Below are 21,028 nucleotides of genomic sequence, written 5' to 3'. Positions count from 1 at the left end.
GCTCCCGCGACTGGTCAGAGCGGCGTCGTCCCGAGGTGCGACGCCGCTCTCTCGCGTCCGGGCTGCACAGGCCCGCGGCTGGGTCTCGCGAGTTTGACGCGTTGCCTAGGATGAGAGGCGTGGCGGGACTGATCAGGCGAGAAGACATAGACGAGGTGCGATCACGCACCGACCTCAAAGAAATCGTCGACCAGTACGTGACCCTCAAGCCCGCCGGCATCGGTTCCTACAAGGGTCTGTGCCCGTTCCATGATGAGCGCACGCCGTCCTTCCACGTGCGCCCGCAAATGGGCACCTACCACTGCTTCGGCTGCGATGAATCCGGGGACGTGATCGCGTTCCTCATGGAGATGGATCACACGCCGTTCACCGAGACGGTGGAACGGCTGGCAGCGCGCATTGGTTACGAGCTGCGTTACGAGCAGGGCTCGGGGCCCAAGCGCGAAGAAGTGGGCCGCCGGCAGCGGCTATTGGACGCCCACAAAATCGCGGCGGAATTCTTCCAGCGCAATCTCTACACCCGGCAGGCAGCGGCCGCCCAGCAGTTCCTGGGGGAGCGCGGTTTCGACGACGACGCCGCGCGCACTTACGGCATCGGATACGCACCCAAGGGCTGGTCCAACCTGCTCAAACACTTGCGGGACCGGGGTTTCACGGATCAGGAACTCAAGCTCACGGGCATGTTTTCGGAGGGCAATCGGGGACTATACGACCGGTTCCGCGGCCGGTTGATCTGGCCCATTCACGCGGTGGCCGGCGAGGTCATCGGCTTTGGCGCGCGCAGGCTCTACGAGGACGACCAGGGGCCCAAGTACCTCAACACCCCCGAGACGCAGCTCTACAAGAAGTCTCAGGTGCTGTACGGCATCAACCTGGCCAAGCGGGCGATCGCGAAAGGTAAACAGGTGGTGGTGGTCGAGGGGTACACGGATGTGATGGCGTGCCATTTGGCCGGTGTCGAGACCGCGGTGGCCACATGCGGTACCGCCTTCGGAGCGGACCACATCAAGGTCGTGCGTCGCTTCCTCTCCGACGATTCCGCCGGGGGAGAGGTCATCTTCACTTTCGACGGCGATGCCGCCGGGCAGAAGGCCGCGCTGCGTGCGTTCCAAGAGGACCAGCGGTTCGTCGCGCAGACCTATGTGGCCGTGGGACCGGACGGCATGGACCCGTGCGACCTGCGCCTGACCCGCGGCGATGCCGCCGTCCGAGACCTGGTCAGTACCCGAACTCCGCTGTTCGAATTCGCTCTGAAGGCGACCATTCGCGACTACGACGTGAGCAGTTTGGAAGGTCGGCTGCGGGCGATGCGCGCGTGCGCACCCATCGTGGCGCAGATCCGTGACTCGTCCCTGCGCCCGGCATATGCCCGGGAGCTGTCCGGGTGGCTGGGCATCGAGACCGATGAGGTGATGCGGGCGGTGGCGGCCGCGGCCAGGCGGGGCTCGACCTCGCAGCACCGAGGGCAGCAGCGCGCGCCCCAACACCGTGAGTCACAGCAGTTCTCGTCGGCTCGTGAGGGATCCGGGCGTGCCCGGGGCGATGGTGGGCGTCATGCGGATCCCCACGGAGACGCTCGGGAGCAGGAACGGCCGGCCGAGGTTCAGCTGCCCAATCCCCGTGAGCCGGTCGCCCGGATGGAACGCGAGGCCCTGGAGGTCGTTCTCCAGGTTCCGGATCTGGTGCCCGACGCGTATTGGGGTCATTTCGACTCCGCCGAAATGCGCTACCCGGTGCACCAAGCGCTCCACGACTCGATCGTTGCCGCGCGGCCCGAGTACAACGTCAACGACCCGCGTGGTGGGCGGGGCTGGCTCGAGCGCGTGCGCGGGCAACTGCCCGAACCGCTGTACGGATACCTGGCGCAGCTGTCGGTGACCCCGCTGCCCGCGTCCTCCGAGCAGCAGGTCCGCAACTACGCCGTGGGGGTGCTGACCAGCCTGGTGGAAATGCACATCAACCGCGCCAAATCGGACAAGCTCGCGCACCTGAATCGCACCGATCCGCAGCGGGAATCCGCGCTGTACCAGCAGCTGCAACGGGAGCTGCTGGACCTGGAGATGCAACGGCGGAGCCTGCTGGGCAATTGAGGTGCGCGTATCGGCGGGCTGGATTTGAGGAACCGGCACAGGGTCTGTAAAGTAACGTCTCGTTGCACAGATGTGCACGGTCCCCCGTAGCTCAATTGGCAGAGCATTCGACTGTTAATCGAAGGGTTACTGGTTCGAGTCCAGTCGGGGGAGCCAGCATCGACAAAAGCCCCGGTCCGCCGGGGCTTTTGTCGTGTCCGGGCCCGACGCGCGATCGGGGTGGACAATCACGGCGGTGTTGCGCTCCCATTGGCATCTGAGCACAGCCTCGCAGCCGGAGCACGTGGTGTGTGGCGGGCACTCACCGGACGCGGTGTCGTCGGCGTCTTTCGAACCACCCGCGAGGCCCGCCCTCAATGAGCACGTGCTTGGTGTGCGGGTCGAGGAACATGAGATAGCCGGTGAAGGCGAGAGCAACCACGTAGGCGATGGTGGACACGTTGAAACTGACCTCGATGTAGGGCCACACGGACAATTGGTCCTGCGCCCCGAAGATCACGAAGAACCCGGTGACCACGTAGTGCACGCGCACCTGCCAGTTGTCCTTGATGCCGGTGACCGCCAGGAACGGCAGGAACCACAGGATGTACCACGGCTGAATGATCGGGGAGAGCATGACCACGGCGGCAAAGGCCAGCCCCATGCGTCGAACCACCCGGTGGCTGCGCCGACCTTCTCCCCAGAACATCAAGAGCACCACGGTGCCGATGCCCAGGTATTTCAGAGTGTTGCGCAAGGCCGCCGCGATGTCTCCGCCGGGCAGCCCCAACGCGTCGGCAACGCGGTTGACCTGCATGCTCAGGAACCCGGATGGCGAATAACCCGTGAAACCCGGAGTGGGGTCCAGGATGGCGAGGATCCATCCGGGGCCCAGATCGTAGGGAATACCGCTCAGCAGGAGCAGCCCGAAACTCAGGATCGCCGTGCCGGCCCACGTGGCGAATTTGCGGGGCCACGAGGCGTTGGTGCCGGCCCACAGCAACCCGATGAAGGGGAGCAGCAGAATCGTGATGGGTTTGATGCCGATGGACGCGGTGACCAGCAGAATGCCCCGGATCGGCCTGCCGGTCGCGGCAAAATACGTGCCCGCCACGGCAAGGCCGACCATGAGACCGTCGTTGTGGGCGCTGGCCACAAAACTGATGAGGAACAAGGGATTGGCGACCGTGAGCCACAGGGCGCGAGCGCCGTCGAACCCGTGCATTGCCGCGAGTTTGGGCACGTACAGCACGCACAGTGCGACACCCGCACACGAGAGAAGTCGGAACAGCAGGACGGAAAGATCGGGTTGGGCCCCGGTGACCTCGACCACCAGGTGCGCCAACCACAGGAAAACGGGCCCGTAGGGGGTGCGGGACTCTGCCCAGGCCGGATCGGCGCCCAGCATGAACCAGTTGTCGAGAGTCGAGATGCCGGTCGTGTACGGGTTCTCCCCGGCCTCCATGAGGCGCCCCTGGCCGATGTAGGCGTACACGTCGCGAGAAAAAATCGGCACGGCCAGCAGCAACGGCAGTGACCAGGCGAGCACGGCTATGACGACGGCGCGCAGCGACCCTTTCGGCCACCCGGTCAGTCGCTGCCCCAGCCGAACCCACGAGCGCATCAGGAGCATGGCCCCGAAAGTCAGCAGCACCGTGGAGATGACGATCCCCCATCCCTCGGTGCGCATGGCGATCACCAGGGGATTGCGAACCATGGGGGAGCCCAGGGCGATCCACCCGATACCAATGGACCCCACGAACATCATGAGGGAGCCGATGAGGCCCTGGACAATGGCGATCAACGGGCGGGGAACCCGCGGTGTACCCGGAACGGAACGGGCCTCGGCGGGAAGCGGCTCCCCGTCGGCACGCGGGGTCGCTGGAGTGCTGCCGTGGGCAGTGAGCTCCGGGGGCAAACCACTTTCCGACATGACCTGTGTCGTTTCCCTACTTGTCAACATTTTCGGGTGCCCAGGCACTGTGGCCCGCGGGACATCATTCAGGAGCCTGATCCTAGCAGCCGGACGTGCCGCAACCGGGGTTTCGGGTGCGATTCCCAGGGGGAGTGGCCATGGCCGGTGCCCCGGTGTACTGCACCCATGACTCATGAGTCCACGGGGACCGGTCCGCGGCACGTAGCATGAGTACGCATCCGTGCCCTGCTCCACCGGATACGGAACCGATTTCCTGAGGCCGCCCGCGGTCTCGTACCGCTGCGCACCTGACGAGGATTGATCATGTCCACGCACAAGCCGTTGACCCAACAGGACCGATTGAACGTTCTGGATCGGCCCCAGAACCTACCGGGGTGGTTGACCTCTCCGCGTGCGCTCCTGGCCGGGTTCGTGGCCCTGCACCTCGTGTTCCTGATCTTTGCGCTGATCGTCTCCCTCAACGGCAACGCCTTCAGCGACACCAACATTTACCGGGAGTGGACGCGCATCGGCTTCGATCAGGACGCCCTGGCCGGTGGACCCAGCCCGTGGGTGTACCCGGTGCTGGCCCTGGTGCCCATGGCGCTCGCGGGCATAGCGGGCCCGGGGCCCTTCTTCTTCCTGTGGGTCCTGACGACCACGGTGCTCAACGGCTGGGCCGTTCTCAAACTCACCGATCGCGGCCGTAACCCGCACGCGATTCCCGCCGCCTGGTGGTGGCTGGGCTTCACGTTCCTCATGGGATGGTTGGGTTTCGCCCGGGTCGACGGCCTGACGGCCCCCATTGTTCTGGTGGCCCTGGCCTACGGTGTGGCCCATCCCTTCATTGCCTCCACGCTGCTGAGCATTGCCACGTGGATGAAGGTCTGGCCGGCAGCCATCGTGCTCGCCCTGTTCACGGTGGTGCGTCGGCGTGTTCAGGTGGTCGTCGCGGGACTGACCGTGAGCGCGGTGGCCGCGGGCGTCGCCGCAGCCATGGGCGCCTTCCCGCTACTGTTCAACTTCCTCACGCAGCAGGGCGACCGCGGTATGCAGCTGGAAGCCACGTTCACCACCCCGTGGCTGTGGTCTTCGGTGCTGGGCGTGGGCGGCTCCCAGATGTACATGAACACGGACATCAACTCGATGCAGGTGGACGGGCCGGGTACCGAGATCATGTCCTCGCTCATGCAGCCGTTGCTGATCGCGGCCGCCCTGGCCGCCACGGTGCTGCTCATCCGCGCGCTGCGCCACGGCGTGCGCACCGGCGGAGCGGATCGCACCGAACTGTTGCTCGCCGGCACCCTGACCCTGGTCTCCGTGTTCATCGTGTTCAACAAGGTGGGCTCCCCGCAGTTCATGGTGTGGCTGGGCCCGGCCGTGGCCCTGGGACTCGTGCACCATTGGCGCTCGTGGCGGACCCCGGCCATCATGCTGATCGCGATCGCGGTTCTCACGTTCTTCATCTACCCGCTGTTCTACAACGCGCTCAGTCACGACAACCCCGCGATGGCGCTGGTGCTGACCGCACGCAACGCCCTGCTCGTGGTGTTGCTGTTGTGGTCAGCGCGGCGCCTGTACTGGTTGGGATCCAAACGCCCCACCGACGAGCTCGTCCCCAAGGAGTCCTGACATTTCCGCCGCATTCTTCGACCGGCTCCGCGGTGCGCGCGACGGCCTGCTCCCGGACCGCGTGATCGCCTGGTTCTCCCGCCCCTCCAGCGTGTGGTGGGGTTTCGCCGTGGTCCACCTGTACTACCTGGGATGGATGGCGTCCTTCTTCCTCAACGGGTGGGCCTTCAGCGACACCGAGCAGTATCGCGAATGGGCCATGGCGGGTTTCTCCACCGACGTTGCCGACCAGTCGATCAGCCCGTGGGTTTATCCGGTCCTGGCGCAGATCCCCATCCACCTGGCGGGAATCGCCGGTCACGATCTGTATCTGTTGGCCTGGACACTCATCATCACCGCGCTCAATGCCGTGGCGATCTGGTTCCTGACCCGCCGCAGCATGGGCGGCCGCGGTGTGGCACCGGCCTGGTGGTTGCTGATTTTCCTGGTCTTCCTGGGCTACCTGAGCTTCGCCCGTGTGGAGGGAATCGCCGCGCCCATCGTGTTGATCGGCATGCTCTACGCCGCCCGCCGGCCCGTGGTGGCCTCCGTGTTGCTCAGCATCGCCACGTGGATCAAGGTGTGGCCGGCCGCCGTCATCCTGTCCTTGCTGATCGCGGCGAAGAAACGCGTGCAGGTATTTCTCGCCGGAGTCGCGGTCACCGCGGTGGTCGTGGTCGGAACGTGGCTCTCCGGCGGCCTCACCCACATTGCCGATTTCATGGCCAACCAGGGCTCGCGCGGCATGCAACTCGAGGCCACGTTCTCCACCCCGTGGGTTTGGCTGAGCGTGCTGAACATTGCCGATTCCGAGATCGCGGACAACACGGCCATCAACTCCTCCGAGGTCTACGGCCCCGGCACCGAACTCGCCGCCCGCCTCATGCAACCGCTGCTCGTCGTCGCCGTGGTCGTGGGCACCGCGCTACTGATCCGTTCGCTGCGCAGGGGAGCGGATCGCGGTGAACTCTTCTACGAGGGCGCCCTCATGATGACCACCGTGCTCATCGTGTTCAACAAAGTGGGCTCGCCCCAGTTCATGATCTGGCTCGCGCCCGTGATCGTGGCGGGCCTGGTCTACGACTGGAGGCGTTGGCGCACCCCCGCAGCCCTGCTCATGGGCATCGCGGTGGTCACGTTCGTCATCTACCCGCTCTTCTACACCCCACTCATCCACGCCAACCCGATCATGGCCGGCGTGCTGAGCATCCGGAACATCCTGCTGATCCTGCTGCTGGCCTGGTCGGTCAAACGTACGTGGGATCTCGGGGCCAAGCCCCGGCCCGCCCGCGAGGTGGCCCGGGGCTGAGGCCCGGCGCTCGCCGGGGCATCCAACGCGACCGGAACGACGTCGTACCGGGCTCGATCTGCGGGCCGACCGCCGCGCCCCGGGTGAAATGCCACGGATTTCTCACTACGTGTCCTGCCGATACGCGCAAGCTGCCGTGCCTGCCGCGGCCTCGGTGGTAGTTTTGATTTAGGAAACACCCATAGGAAGATCAAGCATCATCGGAGGCGGCATGAGTCATGCAGTGGGCCCGGAAAGCGGCCACACCCCCGGCGCGCGCACTCGGGCAACCAAGAAACCTGGAGCGGCATCCATTCTTGATGTCACCAAGGTCTTTGCCCGTTTGCTGCCCAAGCAGCTCAAGGACGAGGCGCAGTTAGCGGCACTCGAACTCAAGGACAAGGGCATCAAACTGGGTGTGGGCGCAGCCCTCGCCGTGGTGGGCCTGGTATTCCTCGGCCTGGCCGTCATTGCGCTCATCGGTGCGGCCATTGCCGGGCTGTCCAACCTGATGCCGGCATGGTTGGCGGCCTTGCTGCTGGCCCTGCTCTTCATCGTGATCCTGGCCATCCTCGTCCTGGTGGCGTTGGCCAAGATCAAGAGCGCTATGCCGCTCAAGCCGGAGAAGACCCTGTTCGGGCTTCGTTACGACCTGGGTGTCGTGAAAGAAGGCTCCGCTTATACAGAGGGCCGCGTGCAACGCGAGATCAACGAGGCCGAGCAGCAGAAGGAACGCGAGCAGGAAGCCGCCGCCAACGACCCCAATCAGGTCAAGCCGGTCAAGCCCACCGAGGAACAGCTGCGTCACCGCCTGAAACTGCGCCGCGAGCACTTGAAGAGCCTGCGCGATGATGCCCAGAACCGTGCGGACTCCGTCCAGGCAGCAGCCCAGGGTTTCGTGGGTCGAACCGCCGGCACCTTCAAGTCCACGCAGGATTCGGTCAAGCAGACCTTCGCCACCCGCGGCGGTTCGCAGGGCGTGCCCACCGCAGACTCCACCTCGGCCACGGCCGGAAAGAGCAGCCTGAGCGATCGGTGGCAACCGTTGGCCGTGGCCGCAGCCGCGGGCTCCGCTTTCTTGGTGTTCCTGCGCAAGCTCCTCAAGAAGTAGCGCCCGTCGGGTAACCGACGACGCCGCTGCGTCGCCTCCGGAAGGCCGGGTCACCACGGTGACCCGGTCTTCCTCGTGCCCACCTCCTACGGGGGTATGGGATCGGTCCTCCGCGGGGCTGATTTTCACGATGTAGTGAGGAAAAGGTCACGGTGGCGCCCTACGATGATGCTGTGGTGGAAGACGTGATGAACCGGTGATGCAGTGGGTGGCAGTTTCGTTGGCCCTCATGGCCGCCCTGTGCTTGGCACTCGGGACCCAGACGCAGTCTGCGGCCGTCACCGCGCACACCCAGGAGGCCTTGAAACCCTCGAACCTCGGGTCCCTGGTGCGCAATCCCAAGTGGGTGGCCGGGCTGGTGCTGCTGGGGCTGGGAACGGCATTCAATGTCGGGGCACTGACGCTGGCCACCGTCACGGTGGTGCAGCCCATCGGTGTGATCGCGCTGGTCATCACCACCCTGTTGCATGCCAAAAACAAACACCTGGACATCAATGCCCGCACCTGGGGTGCCATTTCACTGTGCACAGCGGGCGGCGCCGTGTTCGTGGTGGCCGCTGTTGCCGGCACAGACCCCAGCTACCTCGCCGATCCGCTGGCGGAAGTCATTCTGGTGGCCATCCTGATCGCTCTGGTCCTCTCCTTCTGTGTCGCAGAGCTGTTCTTGCGCCACCGCCGCATCAGCATGTTTTACGTCCTGGCCGCCGGAATTCTCTACGGGTTCGTCGCGGTGCTGGTGCGATTGACCATGACTCACACACTGGCCCACGGCCTGGGTCAGATCCACTGGTTCACGGTCATCATGATTGTGGTGGCGTCCGTGGTGGGCGGTTGGATGGTGCAATGTGCTTACTCCTGCGGGCCGCCGGATCTGGTCATCGCGGGCCTGACGGTTGTCGACCCGATTGTGGGCGTGATCCTCGGTCTGTCCGTTCTGGGAGAGGCCGGCCCGGGCTTCACACCGGGAGTCGGAGTGATCATGTGCCTGGCGGGGAGCGTTGCTATAGTCGGCGTCGTATTGCTTTCTCGCCACCACCCCGAAGTGATCGAGCGCAGGGAACGGGCGAAGCGATTAGAGTATGAACTTTCGAGTAAATCTTCACCCCATGCGACCGAGCACAGGAAGACTCTGAACAGCACCCGTGAGCACTGAGCATCCTGAAGAACAGCGTCCCTTGAAGATCTTGATCATTGCGGAGACTTATCCACCGGACATCAATGGCTCCGCCCAGTTCGCACGGCGGCTCGCTCGGGGAATGCTCGGCCGAGGGCACGAAGTCCACGTCATGGCTCCCATGACCGCCAAGGGCACATCCCTCACGGTTGACAAAGACGGCGTGATCGAACATCGAATCCGCTCGCATCGAGCCTTCACGCACCCCTATTTCCGGTTCTGCTTCCCCTGGGAGGTGTACCGCGAGATCAAGCGGGTGCTCGATGAGGTCCAGCCCGATGTGGTGCACAGTCAGTGCCACTACATCCTGGGGCGTCTCGGTATTCAGGAGGCTCAGCGCCGCGGGATCCGGTTGGTGGGTACCAACCACTTCATCCCGGAGAACATTGAACCGTTCCTGCCGTTCCCGGACTGGTTCATCCGCGGGTACCGGAAAGTCTCCTGGTGGGACCTTGCGCGACAGTTCCGCCGTTGCAACGTGGTGACCGCACCGACTCAGCTGGCGGTGGACACCATGGTCGCCAACGGGGTGGACGACACTGCCGTTCCCGTATCCAATGGGATCCAAGTGGGCGACTACGAGCAACATGAGGGCGAGCACCTGAAGAAGCCCGACCATCACACGGTTCTTTTCTGCGGCCGGCTGGCGGTGGAAAAGAACGTCAATGAACTGATCGAGGCCATTTCCTTGATCCCGGTTGAAAAGAACATTCACGCGGAAATCGTGGGGGAGGGCGAACAACTGGATTCGCTGGTCTCCCTGGCTCACGCCTTGGGCGTGGCCGAACGAATCCATTTCCGCGGTTTTTTCACGGATGAACAATTACGGGTGGCCTATCTCAACGCCGATGTGTTCTGTCAGCCCGGCACCGCCGAGCTGCAGTCCCTGGTCACGCTGGAAGCCATGTCCGCGTCCACACCGGTGGTACTCGCCAATGCCCGGGCACTGCCGCACCTGGCGGACGAAGGGGTCAACGGCTACCTCTTCGAACCGGGTAACCCCCGCGATCTGGCCGACAAGCTGCAACTGGTGTTGGACGCCACCCCGCAGCAACGCCGGGCCATGGGCGAGGCGAGCCACCGCATGATGGCCCGCCACTCCTTTGCGAAAACCTTGGACACTTTCGAAAGCATTTACCGCGGCGAACCCGCCTGATGCCCGGCGCCACCGCGCGGATGCGGTAGCGTAGAGCGGCGGCCACGGCGATGTTCCGTGGTGGCGCAGGGGGCGGTAGCTCAGCTGGTCAGAGCAGAGGACTCATAATCCTTTGGTCGTGGGTTCAAGCCCCACCCGCCCTACATGAATGACCTTCTCACCAGTGGAAACACCGGTGAGAAGGTCTTTTGGTTGTGGGCGTGGGTGCGCAACCCATCAGCTACGCACCTCATGCCCCCGAAGAACCTCCCAATGCATCTCATGCACCGTTAGAGCCCTCGGAGGAGCGGAAAAGGGTCGCAGCGGCGCCTGAGGGGTCCGGGACGGTTCTAACGGCACCTGGAGCGCTGAGAGTCGCGGGGGCAAGCACACGATGCACGGCGTACGCCGAACTGTCATGGCGCCACGTGAGTGAGGGGCACCGGATGGGTCGGCAGGATCACCGCGGCACCGGCAGCAGCACCGAAGGGCGCATGTCCTGAACGAACTGCAGCGGGTTCACGTAGTCGCCGTCTCTGCGCACACCCCAGTGCACGCAGTTCGCGGGCGGACAGTGCCCGGCCTCGGCAATCGTGCCGATCACCTGGCCGCGGGCCACGCTCTGGCCTCGTTCCACCGTGGCCGCAACGGGTTCGAAGGAAGACTTCAAGCCAGCACCGTGATCCACGGTGAGGACCGGCCGGTCCACCACCACTCCCGTGAATGACACCGTGCCGGCAGCGGGGGAGCGGACCTCCGTACCAGGCGCGGCCCCAAGGTCCACACCGCGGTGCCCGGAGAGCCACTTCTGAGCCGGTGGTTGGAATGACCGAGTCACCGCGGGTTGGGGTTTGACTGGCCAGGTCCACCCTCCGGCGGCCCGCGCCGGTGGTGGACCGGCCACGCCACCGCCCACGACACCCCCGAGGAACAAACACAGGGCCAACACAAGGGTGAGCGTCCGCGCACGGAAACCGAGCGGTGCGCGAGAGGCGCGCGGACACGGTGCGAGGGCGGCGTCGTCGGACATCATGAGGCCAGACTGGCCCGGGAATCGATCCGGAACCAGGTGCAAGCACCCGATGTGGAGCGAGATGCACCGTGCATGAGGTAAGCTGATCCGTGCAGTGTCGACTGCTCTCATTCTTCATGCCCGTGACCCGGGTGCGACCGTGAGGCGGCCACTGACTTCGCGCGCGAAGGAACACATTGACGTGTGTGCGCACTCCTCGGTCCACAACTCGTTGCGGATGGGGTGCGTTGATCGGGTCCGTAGGGCCGGGTCACGAATCGCGCCAGGGATCGTCCCGATCGATCGATAACCGTAAACCCATGGCGGTCGCCCTAAGGCCGCCAGCAATCAACAGGAGACGACATGCCCGTCGTAACCATGCGCCAGATGCTCGACAACGGCGTTCACTTCGGCCACCAGACCCGCCGTTGGAACCCCAAGATGAAGCGTTTCATCTTCACCGAGCGCAATGGCATTTACATCATTGACTTGCAGCAGTCGCTGGGCTTCATTGACCGCGCGTACGAGGCTGTCAAGAACACCGTGGCTCACGGTGGCACCATCTTGTTCGTGGGTACCAAGAAGCAGGCTCAGGAAGCAATTGCCGAGCAGGCCACCCGCGTGAACATGCCCTACGTGAACCACCGCTGGTTGGGCGGCATGCTCACCAACTTCTCCACCGTGTCCAAGCGCATCGATCGCATGAAGGAACTGGAAGAGGTCGACTTCGACGACGTCGCCGGTTCGCAGTACACCAAGAAGGAACTGCTGCTGCTGCGCCGCGAGAAGGAAAAGCTGGAGCGCACCCTGGGCGGTATCCGCAACCTGACCAAGGCCCCCTCGCTGGTGTGGATCGTGGACACCAAGAAGGAACACCTGGCCGTTGACGAGGCGCAGAAGCTCGGTATCCCGATCGTCGCGATCCTGGACACCAACTGCGACCCGGACGAGGTTGCCTTCCCGATCCCCGGCAACGACGACGCCATTCGTTCCGTCTCGCTGCTGACCCGCGTGATCGCGGACGCCGTGGCCGAGGGTCTCATGGAGCGCAACAACGCCAAGTCCGGCGGTAACACCACCGACGAGCCGATGGCCGAGTGGGAGCGCGAGCTCCTCGAGCAGCACGAGGCTGGCAAGGCCGAGGGCGCGGAGAAGACCGAGTCCGCCGAGCAGGCCGAAGCGCCGGCACCCGCCGCCGAGACCCAGGCTGCTTCCGCGGAAGCTCCGAAGGAAGAGACCCCCGCAGCCGAGTAAGGCCGCGAGTTTCGTTCACCTTCCATTCTTTCGGGTGGCCCATCATGGCTACCGACGTTGGCCGGGCGTGTATCCCACGTTCGGCCAACCCCAAACGACAACAGAGGAGTTCACATGGCGAACTACACCGCTGCTGACATCAAGGCACTGCGCGAGCGCACCGGTGCCGGCATGCTCGACGTCAAGAAGGCCCTGGATGAAGCCGATGGCGACGCCCAGAAGGCCCAGGAAATCATCCGCGTGAAGGGTCTCAAGGGCGTCACCAAGCGTGAAGGCCGTTCCACGGCCGAGGGCATCATTGTTGCTCGCGTCGAGGGCAACGTGGGCTACATGGTCGAGCTCAACTCCGAGACCGACTTCGTGGCCAAGTCCGGCCCGTTCGTGGAATTCGGCGCCAAGGTTCTGGACGCGGCGGTTTCCGCTGACGCCCAGGATCTGGATGGTCTGCTTGCCGCTGATTCCGAGGGCAAGCCCGTCTCCGAGCTCGTGACCGAGACCGGCGCGCTGCTGGGCGAGAAGGTCGTCGTGCGTCGTTTGGCTCGTGTGGAGGGCGATCACGTGGCCGTGTACCTGCACAAGACCTCCAAGGATCTCCCGGCTCAGGTGGGCGTGCTGTTGGCCGTGTCCGGCAGCGACGCCGAGCAGGCCGCTCACGACGTGGCCGTTCACACCGCCGCGATGGCCCCCAGCTTCCTCAGCGAGTCCGACGTCCCGGAAGAGACCGTCGAGAACGAGAAGCGCGTGGCCGAAGAGACCGCACGCAACGAGGGCAAGCCGGACAAGATCATCCCGAACATTGTCCAGGGTCGTCTCAAGGGCTTCTACAAGGACGTCGTTCTGGTCGATCAGGACTTCGCCAAGGATTCCAAGAAGTCCGTGGGCCAGGTGTTGTCCGAGGCCGGCGCAACCGCCACCGCCTTTGCACGTTTCCGCGTGGGTGCCTGAGCTGATGAGCTAGACCACGTCGGACGACGCCGCTCGTGAGCGGCGTCGTCCGAGGTCACCTCGGCGGGGTGTCACCAAGTCATCGGTGACACCCCGCCGTTTCTGTAAGCTGTAAAGCGGTCTGCCACGTGTGGGCCCGCACCTCGACCGACGTCTTCCTGGGGAGAATCTATGCCCACCACCAACGAATCCGAACTGCATGACGAAGCTGTGCGGTTGAGCCGGGATCCCCGTGTGGAACCCAAGCGCCGCAGGGTGCTGTTGAAGCTCTCCGGCGAGGTTTTCGGCGGCGGGCAGGTGGGTTTGGACACCGCCGTGGTCCGCCGGATCGCCGAGCAGATCGCCGCGACCGTCGGGCAGGTGGAAACGTCGATCGTGGTGGGCGGCGGCAATTTCTTCCGTGGCGCCGAACTGTCCCAGGCGGGCATGGACCGCTCCCGCGCGGACTACATGGGCATGCTGGGCACCGTGATGAACTGTCTTGCACTGCAGGACTTCCTGGAGCAGTGCGGGGTGGACACGCGCGTGCAGTCGGCCATCAAGATGGAACAGGTGGCCGAGACCTACATCCCTCGCCGAGCCATCCGACACATGGAGAAGGACCGCGTGGTCATTTTCGGTGCGGGTGCCGGCCTGCCGTATTTCTCGACCGATACCGTGGCCGCCCAGCGCGCGCTGGAGGTGCACGCCACGGAGGTCCTGATGGCCAAGAACGGCGTGGACGGTGTGTACACCGCGGATCCCCGGAAGGATCCCACGGCGCAGCGTTTGACGGGGCTGACCTACGACGAGGCACTGGCCCGCGACATTCGTGTGATGGACCAAACCGCCTTCAGCCTGTGCCGCGACAACAACGTGACCATGCGCGTGTTCGGCATGGAGGGCGAGGGCAATGTCACCAGGGCCGTGTTGGGCGAGCAGATCGGCACGCTGGTCACCCCGTAAATCGTGGGTTCTCGCGGACACGGCTAGAGTGGAAGTTAGTACCACGCCCGCCAGAACCCCTGGCTTTTCCACGCATAAGGAGCGATACACGTGATTTCTGACATCCTTTCCGATGCCACTTCCCGGATGGCCAAAGCGGTGGATGCGGCCAAGACCGACTTCTCCACGGTTCGCACCGGCCGCGCCAACCCGGCCATGTTCTCGAGTCTGACAGTCGAGTACTACGGCACGCCCACACCGCTGCAGCAGTTGGCGTCCTTTCAGACGCCCGAGGCGCGCACCCTTCTGATCACCCCGTACGACCGATCCGCGCTCAACGACATCGAGAAAGCGCTGCGCGACTCCGACATCGGCGCGAACCCCGCCAACGACGGCAACGTGATCCGGGTGGTCATGCCGGAGCTCACCGAGGAGCGCCGCAAGGAGTACGTGAAGATCGTTTCCACCAAGGCCGAGGAGGGCCGTGTGTCGGTGCGTAACATCCGCCGCAGCGCCAAGGAAGCCATGGAAAAGGCCATCAAGGACGGCGACGTGGGTGAGGATGAGGGCAAGCGCGGGGAGAAGGATCTCGACGCCGCCACCAAGAAGCACATTGATCAGATCGATGAGCTTTTCAAGAACAAGGAATCCGAACTGCTCGGTGTCTGATGGCAGCAGCGCACGCCCCCAAAGGATCTGACAACCGTTCATCCGCCTCCTCCCAGGGACAGGCGAGTGGGCGGCGTGACCCGGTGGGGAAACCGTCCCGGGTCGAATTGCTCAACACGGGCACCCTGAGGGAAGTCATCAAGCGGCCGTGGACTCGTAGCGAGGAACATCGTGCGCCGTCCAAGGCCGGACGCAACCTACCGGCAGCCATTGCCGTGGCGGTGGTGCTGATTGCCACGCTGCTGGTGGGGCTGTTCCTCTTTCCCCTCGTGCTCGCCCTGTTGGCGGGCACGGCCGCGGGAATCGGCGTGTGGGAGATCGCGCGATCGCTGAGTTACCGAGGGATTGCAATTCCCCGAATTCCCGCCGTGATCGCTGCGCTGCTCATGCCGCTGGCGGCCTATCAGGGCGGAGCCCAGTACCTGTCCTTCGCCGTGGTGCTGTCCGTGACGCTCGTGGTGGTGTGGCGGGCCTTCGGACCCAGGCAGGGCATGCTGCTCTCCATCATGGGTTCGGTCTTCGGTCTGGTCTGGGCGTCGTTGCTGCTGAGCACGGCCCTGTTGCTGTACCACTCGGAAAATGGGTCCCTGAAGATCCTGACCGTTGTGCTGCTGGCCGTCAGCTCCGACACCTTCGGGTACGCGGTGGGCGTGGTGTGGGGTAAACATCCCATGGCGCCCAGGATCTCTCCCAAGAAGTCCTGGGAGGGCTTCGCGGGCTCCCTGGGGGGCGCGGTGATCGTGGGTATTCTGTGCTCCGTGTTCCTGCTGGGGGACACGTGGTGGCAGGGCGCGATCCTGGCCGCGGCCATCGTGGCCGTGGCCACGCTGGGTGATTTTTCCGAGTCGATGGTCAAGCGCGAACTGGGTATCAAGGACATGGGCACCTTGCTCCCCGGACACGGCGGCGTGATGGACCGGATCGATTCCATTCTCTTCGCGGTGATCACCGGATACGTGCTCTTCGAGCTGTTCGCCGTCCTGGCATAGACAATGACCCCGGTGATGCGGGGCGCAACCGCTTCGGCCGTTGGAAAGGTAAACACCACAATGAGCGAGAACACCCCCGGTTCTTCCCCTGCGGACCGGCCGACCCGGGCGATCAACGGCCTGGATACCAGCACAGGGTCCCAGCAGGCCCCCGCACACGATGCTCCCGCTGCGCAGACCGCAGGCCGGGTCAAGGCCGCCCGCGATGCCGGCCGGAGGTTCTCCAGGGTCAGCGAGGAGCAGTGGGGTTATGACCCCGCAGAGGTCGACGACTTCCTGGACCGGGTCGACGCCGTTCTGCTCACCACCTCCGGTGACCTCCGGTCCGCACCGGGTGTCAGCAGCCGACAGGTGCGGGAACGTGTCTTCGACCGTGTGCAGGGTGGCTATGATTCGGCGCCCGTGGATGCCCGGCTGGACGAGCTCGAGGACCAATTGGCGGATCGCGAACGGGATGCGTTCATTCACGAACACGGACCGCAGCGCTGGGAGGAGCACCTCGAGCTGCTGGGGCAGACACTGCTCGGACGGTTGAATCGCCCCCACGGCGAACGGTTCCGCCAACCCTCACAGCGCAAACAATTGGGCTATTCGGTGGCGGACGTGGACGTGTTGTGCGACCGGCTCACCGAGCACTTCCGTTCCGACGAAGACCTGGATCCGTCCCTTGTCCGTAAGGCGGTGTTCCGTCAGGCACAGGGCCAGCGCTGCTATGAGGAGCAACAGGTGGATGCGTTCCTGGATCGTGCGGTGGAGCTCATCCTGGCATTGCGCTGATTCCCAGGCTGCTGCGTGTTTGTATACAAAGCGGGCCTAACTAGCGACACGATCGCGAGTTAGGCCCGCTTTTTCGACTTTTTGCGTGTTGCTGTTGTGTTTGTGGATACAAAGAGCTTAACGTGGTCTTCATCACACAAGGAGGCTCTCATGGCGTCTACGCCCCCTGTCGACTCGGCCAGCTCCACGGCTTTCGACTTCACTGACGCGCAACGCTCGGACCAGTTCCAGCGGTTGCGTAAAACCCATCGTTCGTTCGTCTTTCCCATGGCCATTGCGTTCCTGGTCTGGTACCTGCTGTACGTGGTGCTGGCCATCTACGCCCCCGATTTTATGTCCCAGCGAGTCTTCGGGAACGTGAACCTCGGGTTGCTCCTGGGGCTCCTGCAGTTCGTCACCACCTTCGGCATCACAGCGGCGTACGTGTCCTTTGCCAACCGGAAACTTGATCCCCAGGCCACTGCTCTGCGCGAGCACCTCGAGGCCTCCGGTGCGGGACGAGGGGAAGCGTAACCATGATCAATATCACCTCTGCGGTTCTTCCCGCGGTCCACGCAGCGACCGACGCGGACACCGAAACCGTCGGCACCCCCTGGATCAACATCAGTGTGTTCCTGGCCTTCGTGGTCATTACGTTGGTCGTGGTGATCCGCGCGTCCAAGTCCACCTCGACCGCGGCTGATTACTACGCCGGCGGCCGCTCATTCTCCGGTACGCAGAACGGGCTCGCCATTGCCGGTGACTACCTTTCGGCGGCGTCGTTCCTGGGCATCGTCGGAGCCATTGCGCTGCAAGGCTATGACGGGTTCCTGTATTCCATCGGCTTCTTCGTGGCCTGGCTGGTTGCGTTGCTGCTCATTGCCGAGCCGCTGCGTAACACGGGCAAATTCACCATGGCGGACGTCCTGTCCTTCCGCCTCCGCCAGCGCCCCGTGCGCGTGGCCGCATCCATTTCCACCCTGGCCGTGACGTTCTTCTACTTGTTGGCGCAGATGGCCGGTGCCGGGGCGCTCGTGTCGCTGTTGCTCGGTATTGGTTCCAAGACGGGTCAGTCCCTGGTCATCGTGATCGTGGGTGTCATCATGATCGTCTACGTCCTGGTGGGCGGCATGAAGGGCACCACGTGGGTCCAGATCATCAAGGCGTGCCTGCTGGTCACGGGTGTTGCCGTCATGACCGTGTGGATCCTGGCGCTGTTCGGCTTCAACTTCTCGTCCATCCTGGGCGCCGCGGTGGAGACCAACAACAACCCCGCCATGCTCGATCCGGGCTTGAAGTACGGCTTGAGCGAGATCACCAAGATCGACTTCATCTCGCTGGGTCTGGCGCTGGTCCTGGGTGCCGCCGGTCTGCCGCACGTTCTCATGCGCTTCTACACGGTTCCCACCGCCAAGGAAGCCCGTAAATCCGTGGTGTGGGCCATCACGCTGATCGGCCTGTTCTACCTGTTCACCCTGGTACTGGGGTTCGGCGCAGCCGCAATGATCGGTTCCGACCGGATCCTGAACGCCCCCGGTGGTGTGAACTCGGCGGCTCCCTTGCTTGCTTACGAGCTGGGCGGCTCCATCCTGATGGGTTTGATCGCCGCGGTGGCCTTCGCAACCATCCTCGCCGTTGTCGCGGGCCTGGCCATCACGGCCTCGGCGTCCTTCGCACACGACATTTACACATCCGTGATCAAGCACGGCAATTCCGATCCCAAACAGGAACTGCGCGTCGCCAAGACCACCGTGGTGATCATCGGTCTGGTGTCGATTATCGGCGGTATCGGCGCCCAGGGCCAGAACATTGCGTTTCTAGTGGCGTTGGCCTTCGCGGTCGCCGCGTCGGCCAACCTCCCCACGATTCTGTACTCGCTGTACTGGAAGCGCTTCACCACTCGCGGTGCCGTGCTGTCCATGTACGGAGGTCTGATCAGCTCCGTGGTCCTGATCATCTTCTCGCCGGTGATGTCCGGCGCTGAGACGTCCATGATCCCCGGCGCAGACTTCGCCATTTACCCGCTGTCCAACCCGGGCATCATTTCCATTCCGCTGTCCTTCCTGTTGGGCTTCCTCGGTTCCATGTCCGAGCGCCGGCCGGAGGACCCCAGGAAGCAGGCCGAAATGGAAGTTCGTTCCCTGACGGGTGTCGGTGCAGAGAAAGCAGTCAACCACTGATTGAGTGTCCCGGCGATTTCTCCTGTAACCTGGTAAAAAGCTGGCAGTCAGTACGCTGACCAAGGCATACGAACGCGACAGCCTCGTGTTCAAGCCAATAGCTAAACTGGAGGAATCATGGGCATTATCAGCTGGATCGTCCTGGGCCTGATCGCTGGCGCACTCGCCAAGCTCATCATGCCGGGTCGTCAGGGTGGCGGCATCATCGTCACCATCATCCTGGGCATCATCGGTGCCATCGTGGGCGGCTTCCTGGGCAGCCTGGTGGGCATTGGATCCTTGGATTCGGTGTTCGACATCGGAACCATCATCACCGCAGTCGTGGGCGCACTCATCGTGCTGTTCATCTACGGTGCAGTGACCGGCCGCAAGGGCGCTCGTCGCTGATCCACGGCATCACTGAACAAGGGCGTCACCTCCGGGTGGCGCCCTTGTTGTCTGTCCCGAGCTCTTTCCTTCCACGAGATACTGGTGACCATGTCTGACGCACCCCTGACCATGACCCCCGAATTCGACAGCGCCACTCGCGAGCATCCCCGGCGCGTGGTCATTCTGGGTTCCACGGGTTCCATTGGTACGCAAGCGCTCGACGTCGTCGCCTCCGCGCGCGGGCTGCGGCGACCGGGCGGTAACGACGCCGCTGCGGGGCACCCGCCGCTGTCGGTCACTGCCTTGGCCGCGGGGACGTCCAACCTGCCGGTGCTGGCGGAGCAGGCCGTCCGAGAACGTGTGGCCGCGGTCGGGACCAGTGGCACGGGCGAGCACGCACGGCAGCTAAAGGAGCTCATTGCGCAGCGAGCCTCGGGGGAGGGCCTGGCGGGTTTCACCCCCGAGATCTTCCACGGGCCCGAAGCCGCGACGCGCGTGGCGGAACACTCGGACTGTGACGTGGTGCTCAACGGAATTACCGGGTCCATCGGGTTGGCTCCCACGCTCGCCGCACTACGCGCGGGGACGCCCGTGGCACTGGCCAACAAGGAGTCCCTCATCGCGGGTGGTCCGCTGGTCAAACGGGCGGCGGCCGCCACGGGCCTGGAGACCGCGCTGATCCCGGTCGATTCCGAGCACTCGGCTCTGGCGCAGGCGCTGCGGGGAGGCCGCTCCAACGAAGTCGACCGCTTGATCCTCACCGCGTCGGGCGGGCCCTTCCGCGGGATGTCACGGGAGCAACTCACCACGGTCACGCCCCAGGAGGCGCTGAAACACCCCACGTGGGACATGGGGGTGATGGTCACGACCAACTCCGCCACCATGGTCAACAAGGCGCTGGAGGTGCTGGAAGCATCCCTGTTGTTCGACGTGGCCCTGGAGCGGATCGACGTGACGGTGCACCCACAGTCCGTGGTGCACTCCATGGTCCAGTTCGTGGACGGCTCCACACTGGCTCAGGTATCACCGCCGGACATGCGACTGCCCATTGCCTTAGGGGTGGGGTGGCCCCACAGAATTACCGGCGCGGCGGCGTCGTGCGACTGGACGCACGCGGCGCAATGGACCTTCGAGCCACTCGACGCCGAGGCGTTCCCCGCCATCGAGCTGATGAAGCACGCCGGGAAGCTGGGCGGCACCTGGCCGGCGGTGTTCAACGCGGCCAACGAACAGGCCGTGTACGCCTTCCACCGCGGTGAGGTGAACTTCACGACCATCGTGGACATTGTCGCGGCAGTGGTTGATGAACACGAGGGTGAAAAGTCCCCGCGGCTCGAGGACGTCCTGGGTGCCGAGGACTGGGCCAGGAACCGGGCGGACCAGTTGATTGCGCAGCGTTTCAGCGCTCGCTGACTACCGTCGACCCCGTGTTAGGATGGACCGTGGATGACGAGATCCGGCGTCAAGCTCTGGCTGGCCGGACGGCAACCCTCTCCCGTAGCGGGGTGCCCCAGATGACCATCCGGCCGCGGTTAACGTAGCTCCCGGCAAGTGCGGATTTCCGAATCACCCAGCACGAGCCCTGCGACTGCGGTGTGTCCTGGAATGCACCGCCTTTCACTGTTGA

General features: G+C 64.4%; 18 protein-coding genes, 2 tRNA genes and 1 riboswitch. Of the genes, 18 read left to right on the top strand and 2 right to left on the bottom strand.

All coding sequences use genetic code 11. The features are described 5' to 3' along the window. Positions 1-119 precede the first annotated feature (119 nt). Together dnaG and AC3ENJ_RS04325 are read left to right on the top strand one after the other, a co-directional pair. Entirely contained in the window at positions 120-2,090 is a 1,971-nt protein-coding gene (gene dnaG, locus AC3ENJ_RS04330) for a DNA primase (RefSeq protein ID WP_431813197.1), read from the top strand. A gap of 80 nt (positions 2,091-2,170) precedes the next feature. After that, positions 2,171-2,246 (top strand) — tRNA-Asn (locus AC3ENJ_RS04325). A gap of 145 nt (positions 2,247-2,391) precedes the next feature. Here AC3ENJ_RS04325 and mptB read toward each other — a convergent pair. Then, positions 2,392-4,002 carry a polyprenol phosphomannose-dependent alpha 1,6 mannosyltransferase MptB gene (gene mptB, locus AC3ENJ_RS04320; RefSeq protein ID WP_431813196.1) on the bottom strand — a complete coding sequence of 537 codons (1,611 nt, stop codon included), beginning with the start codon at positions 4,000-4,002 and terminating at the stop codon, positions 2,392-2,394. Positions 4,003-4,308: 306 nt separating this feature from the next. On the opposite strand from mptB, the gene AC3ENJ_RS04315 reads away from it, so the two are divergent. The 6 genes from AC3ENJ_RS04315 to AC3ENJ_RS04290 all read left to right on the top strand — a co-directional run bounded on the left by AC3ENJ_RS04315 (position 4,309) and on the right by AC3ENJ_RS04290 (position 10,467). Beyond that, a complete protein-coding gene (locus AC3ENJ_RS04315; RefSeq protein WP_431813195.1) occupies positions 4,309-5,616 on the top strand; it encodes a glycosyltransferase 87 family protein in 1,308 nt (435 codons plus the stop codon). Between the two features lie 61 nt (positions 5,617-5,677). Then, positions 5,678-6,904 (top strand): glycosyltransferase 87 family protein, encoded by a 1,227-nt coding sequence (locus AC3ENJ_RS04310; RefSeq protein ID WP_431813194.1) that lies wholly within the window; start codon positions 5,678-5,680, stop codon positions 6,902-6,904. A 211-nt stretch (positions 6,905-7,115) separates the two neighbouring features. Further along, positions 7,116-7,994, top strand: a complete 879-nt coding sequence (locus AC3ENJ_RS04305) for a phage holin family protein (protein WP_190781648.1) — start codon at positions 7,116-7,118, stop codon at positions 7,992-7,994. A gap of 208 nt (positions 7,995-8,202) precedes the next feature. Next, positions 8,203-9,147 (top strand): DMT family transporter, encoded by a 945-nt coding sequence (locus AC3ENJ_RS04300; protein WP_498957826.1) that lies wholly within the window; start codon positions 8,203-8,205, stop codon positions 9,145-9,147. Beyond that, positions 9,137-10,324, top strand: coding sequence for a glycosyltransferase (locus AC3ENJ_RS04295; RefSeq protein ID WP_431813192.1), 1,188 nt, complete (start codon positions 9,137-9,139; stop codon positions 10,322-10,324). The genes AC3ENJ_RS04300 and AC3ENJ_RS04295 overlap by 11 nt, the downstream gene beginning before the upstream one ends. 69 nt (positions 10,325-10,393) lie before the next feature. After that, positions 10,394-10,467 (top strand) — tRNA-Ile (locus AC3ENJ_RS04290). A gap of 296 nt (positions 10,468-10,763) precedes the next feature. On the opposite strand, the gene AC3ENJ_RS04285 is transcribed toward AC3ENJ_RS04290, so the two are convergent. After that, entirely contained in the window at positions 10,764-11,336 is a 573-nt protein-coding gene (locus AC3ENJ_RS04285) for a M23 family metallopeptidase (protein ID WP_431813191.1), read from the bottom strand. 342 nt (positions 11,337-11,678) lie between these two features. Here AC3ENJ_RS04285 and rpsB point away from each other — a divergent pair, with 342 nt between their 5' ends. The 10 genes from rpsB to dxr all read left to right on the top strand — a co-directional run bounded on the left by rpsB (position 11,679) and on the right by dxr (position 20,814). Then, positions 11,679-12,569: a 30S ribosomal protein S2 gene (gene rpsB, locus AC3ENJ_RS04280; RefSeq protein ID WP_190781646.1), complete on the top strand. Its 891-nt coding sequence runs from the start codon at positions 11,679-11,681 to the stop codon at positions 12,567-12,569. A 114-nt stretch (positions 12,570-12,683) separates the two neighbouring features. Beyond that, complete coding sequence (gene tsf, locus AC3ENJ_RS04275; RefSeq protein ID WP_190781645.1) at positions 12,684-13,514, top strand: translation elongation factor Ts; 831 nt, start codon at positions 12,684-12,686, stop codon at positions 13,512-13,514. Between the two features lie 171 nt (positions 13,515-13,685). Continuing rightward, entirely contained in the window at positions 13,686-14,459 is a 774-nt protein-coding gene (gene pyrH, locus AC3ENJ_RS04270; RefSeq protein WP_223841283.1) for a UMP kinase, read from the top strand. 90 nt (positions 14,460-14,549) lie between these two features. Beyond that, the gene (gene frr / locus AC3ENJ_RS04265) at positions 14,550-15,107 is read left to right on the top strand and encodes a ribosome recycling factor (protein ID WP_190781644.1); all 558 of its coding nucleotides are present in this window, start codon (positions 14,550-14,552) and stop codon (positions 15,105-15,107) included. After that, positions 15,107-16,096, top strand: coding sequence for a phosphatidate cytidylyltransferase (locus AC3ENJ_RS04260; RefSeq protein WP_431813190.1), 990 nt, complete (start codon positions 15,107-15,109; stop codon positions 16,094-16,096). Before frr ends, AC3ENJ_RS04260 begins: the two co-directional genes overlap by 1 nt. Positions 16,097-16,156: 60 nt before the next feature. Then, a complete protein-coding gene (locus AC3ENJ_RS04255; protein WP_431813189.1) occupies positions 16,157-16,873 on the top strand; it encodes a DivIVA domain-containing protein in 717 nt (238 codons plus the stop codon). A gap of 150 nt (positions 16,874-17,023) precedes the next feature. Then, positions 17,024-17,386: a DUF485 domain-containing protein gene (locus AC3ENJ_RS04250; RefSeq protein ID WP_431813188.1), complete on the top strand. Its 363-nt coding sequence runs from the start codon at positions 17,024-17,026 to the stop codon at positions 17,384-17,386. A 2-nt stretch (positions 17,387-17,388) separates the two neighbouring features. Beyond that, positions 17,389-19,032 carry a monocarboxylic acid transporter gene (locus AC3ENJ_RS04245; RefSeq protein WP_431813187.1) on the top strand — a complete coding sequence of 548 codons (1,644 nt, stop codon included), beginning with the start codon at positions 17,389-17,391 and terminating at the stop codon, positions 19,030-19,032. A 117-nt stretch (positions 19,033-19,149) separates the two neighbouring features. Continuing rightward, on the top strand, positions 19,150-19,419 hold the full coding sequence (locus AC3ENJ_RS04240) for a GlsB/YeaQ/YmgE family stress response membrane protein (RefSeq protein WP_431813186.1): 270 nt from the start codon (positions 19,150-19,152) through the stop codon (positions 19,417-19,419). 90 nt (positions 19,420-19,509) lie between these two features. Then, complete coding sequence (gene dxr, locus AC3ENJ_RS04235; protein WP_431813185.1) at positions 19,510-20,814, top strand: 1-deoxy-D-xylulose-5-phosphate reductoisomerase; 1,305 nt, start codon at positions 19,510-19,512, stop codon at positions 20,812-20,814. Positions 20,815-20,846: 32 nt separating this feature from the next. After that, positions 20,847-20,961, top strand: a riboswitch (SAM riboswitch). Positions 20,962-21,028: the final 67 nt, after the last annotated feature.

The sequence above is a fragment of the Kocuria sp. cx-455 genome, assembly GCF_057707085.1.
The sequence above is the reverse complement of the archived record's forward strand: the minus strand, read 5'-3'. Positions and strand labels throughout refer to the sequence as shown.

Excerpts from the sequence above, each read along its gene's own strand:
- AC3ENJ_RS04255 (WP_431813189.1), top strand. The coding sequence starts at position 16,157 with ATGAGCGAGAACACCCCCGGTTCTTCCCCTGCGGACCGGCCGACCCGG.
- AC3ENJ_RS04285 (WP_431813191.1), bottom strand. The coding sequence starts at position 11,336 with ATGATGTCCGACGACGCCGCCCTCGCACCGTGTCCGCGCGCCTCTCGC.
- AC3ENJ_RS04305 (WP_190781648.1), top strand. The coding sequence starts at position 7,116 with ATGAGTCATGCAGTGGGCCCGGAAAGCGGCCACACCCCCGGCGCGCGC.
- tsf (WP_190781645.1), top strand. The coding sequence starts at position 12,684 with ATGGCGAACTACACCGCTGCTGACATCAAGGCACTGCGCGAGCGCACC.
- AC3ENJ_RS04315 (WP_431813195.1), top strand. The coding sequence starts at position 4,309 with ATGTCCACGCACAAGCCGTTGACCCAACAGGACCGATTGAACGTTCTG.
- AC3ENJ_RS04240 (WP_431813186.1), top strand. The coding sequence starts at position 19,150 with ATGGGCATTATCAGCTGGATCGTCCTGGGCCTGATCGCTGGCGCACTC.
- AC3ENJ_RS04260 (WP_431813190.1), top strand. The coding sequence starts at position 15,107 with ATGGCAGCAGCGCACGCCCCCAAAGGATCTGACAACCGTTCATCCGCC.
- rpsB (WP_190781646.1), top strand. The coding sequence starts at position 11,679 with ATGCCCGTCGTAACCATGCGCCAGATGCTCGACAACGGCGTTCACTTC.
- AC3ENJ_RS04245 (WP_431813187.1), top strand. The coding sequence starts at position 17,389 with ATGATCAATATCACCTCTGCGGTTCTTCCCGCGGTCCACGCAGCGACC.
- dxr (WP_431813185.1), top strand. The coding sequence starts at position 19,510 with ATGTCTGACGCACCCCTGACCATGACCCCCGAATTCGACAGCGCCACT.
- AC3ENJ_RS04250 (WP_431813188.1), top strand. The coding sequence starts at position 17,024 with ATGGCGTCTACGCCCCCTGTCGACTCGGCCAGCTCCACGGCTTTCGAC.
- pyrH (WP_223841283.1), top strand. The coding sequence starts at position 13,686 with ATGCCCACCACCAACGAATCCGAACTGCATGACGAAGCTGTGCGGTTG.
- mptB (WP_431813196.1), bottom strand. The coding sequence starts at position 4,002 with ATGTCGGAAAGTGGTTTGCCCCCGGAGCTCACTGCCCACGGCAGCACT.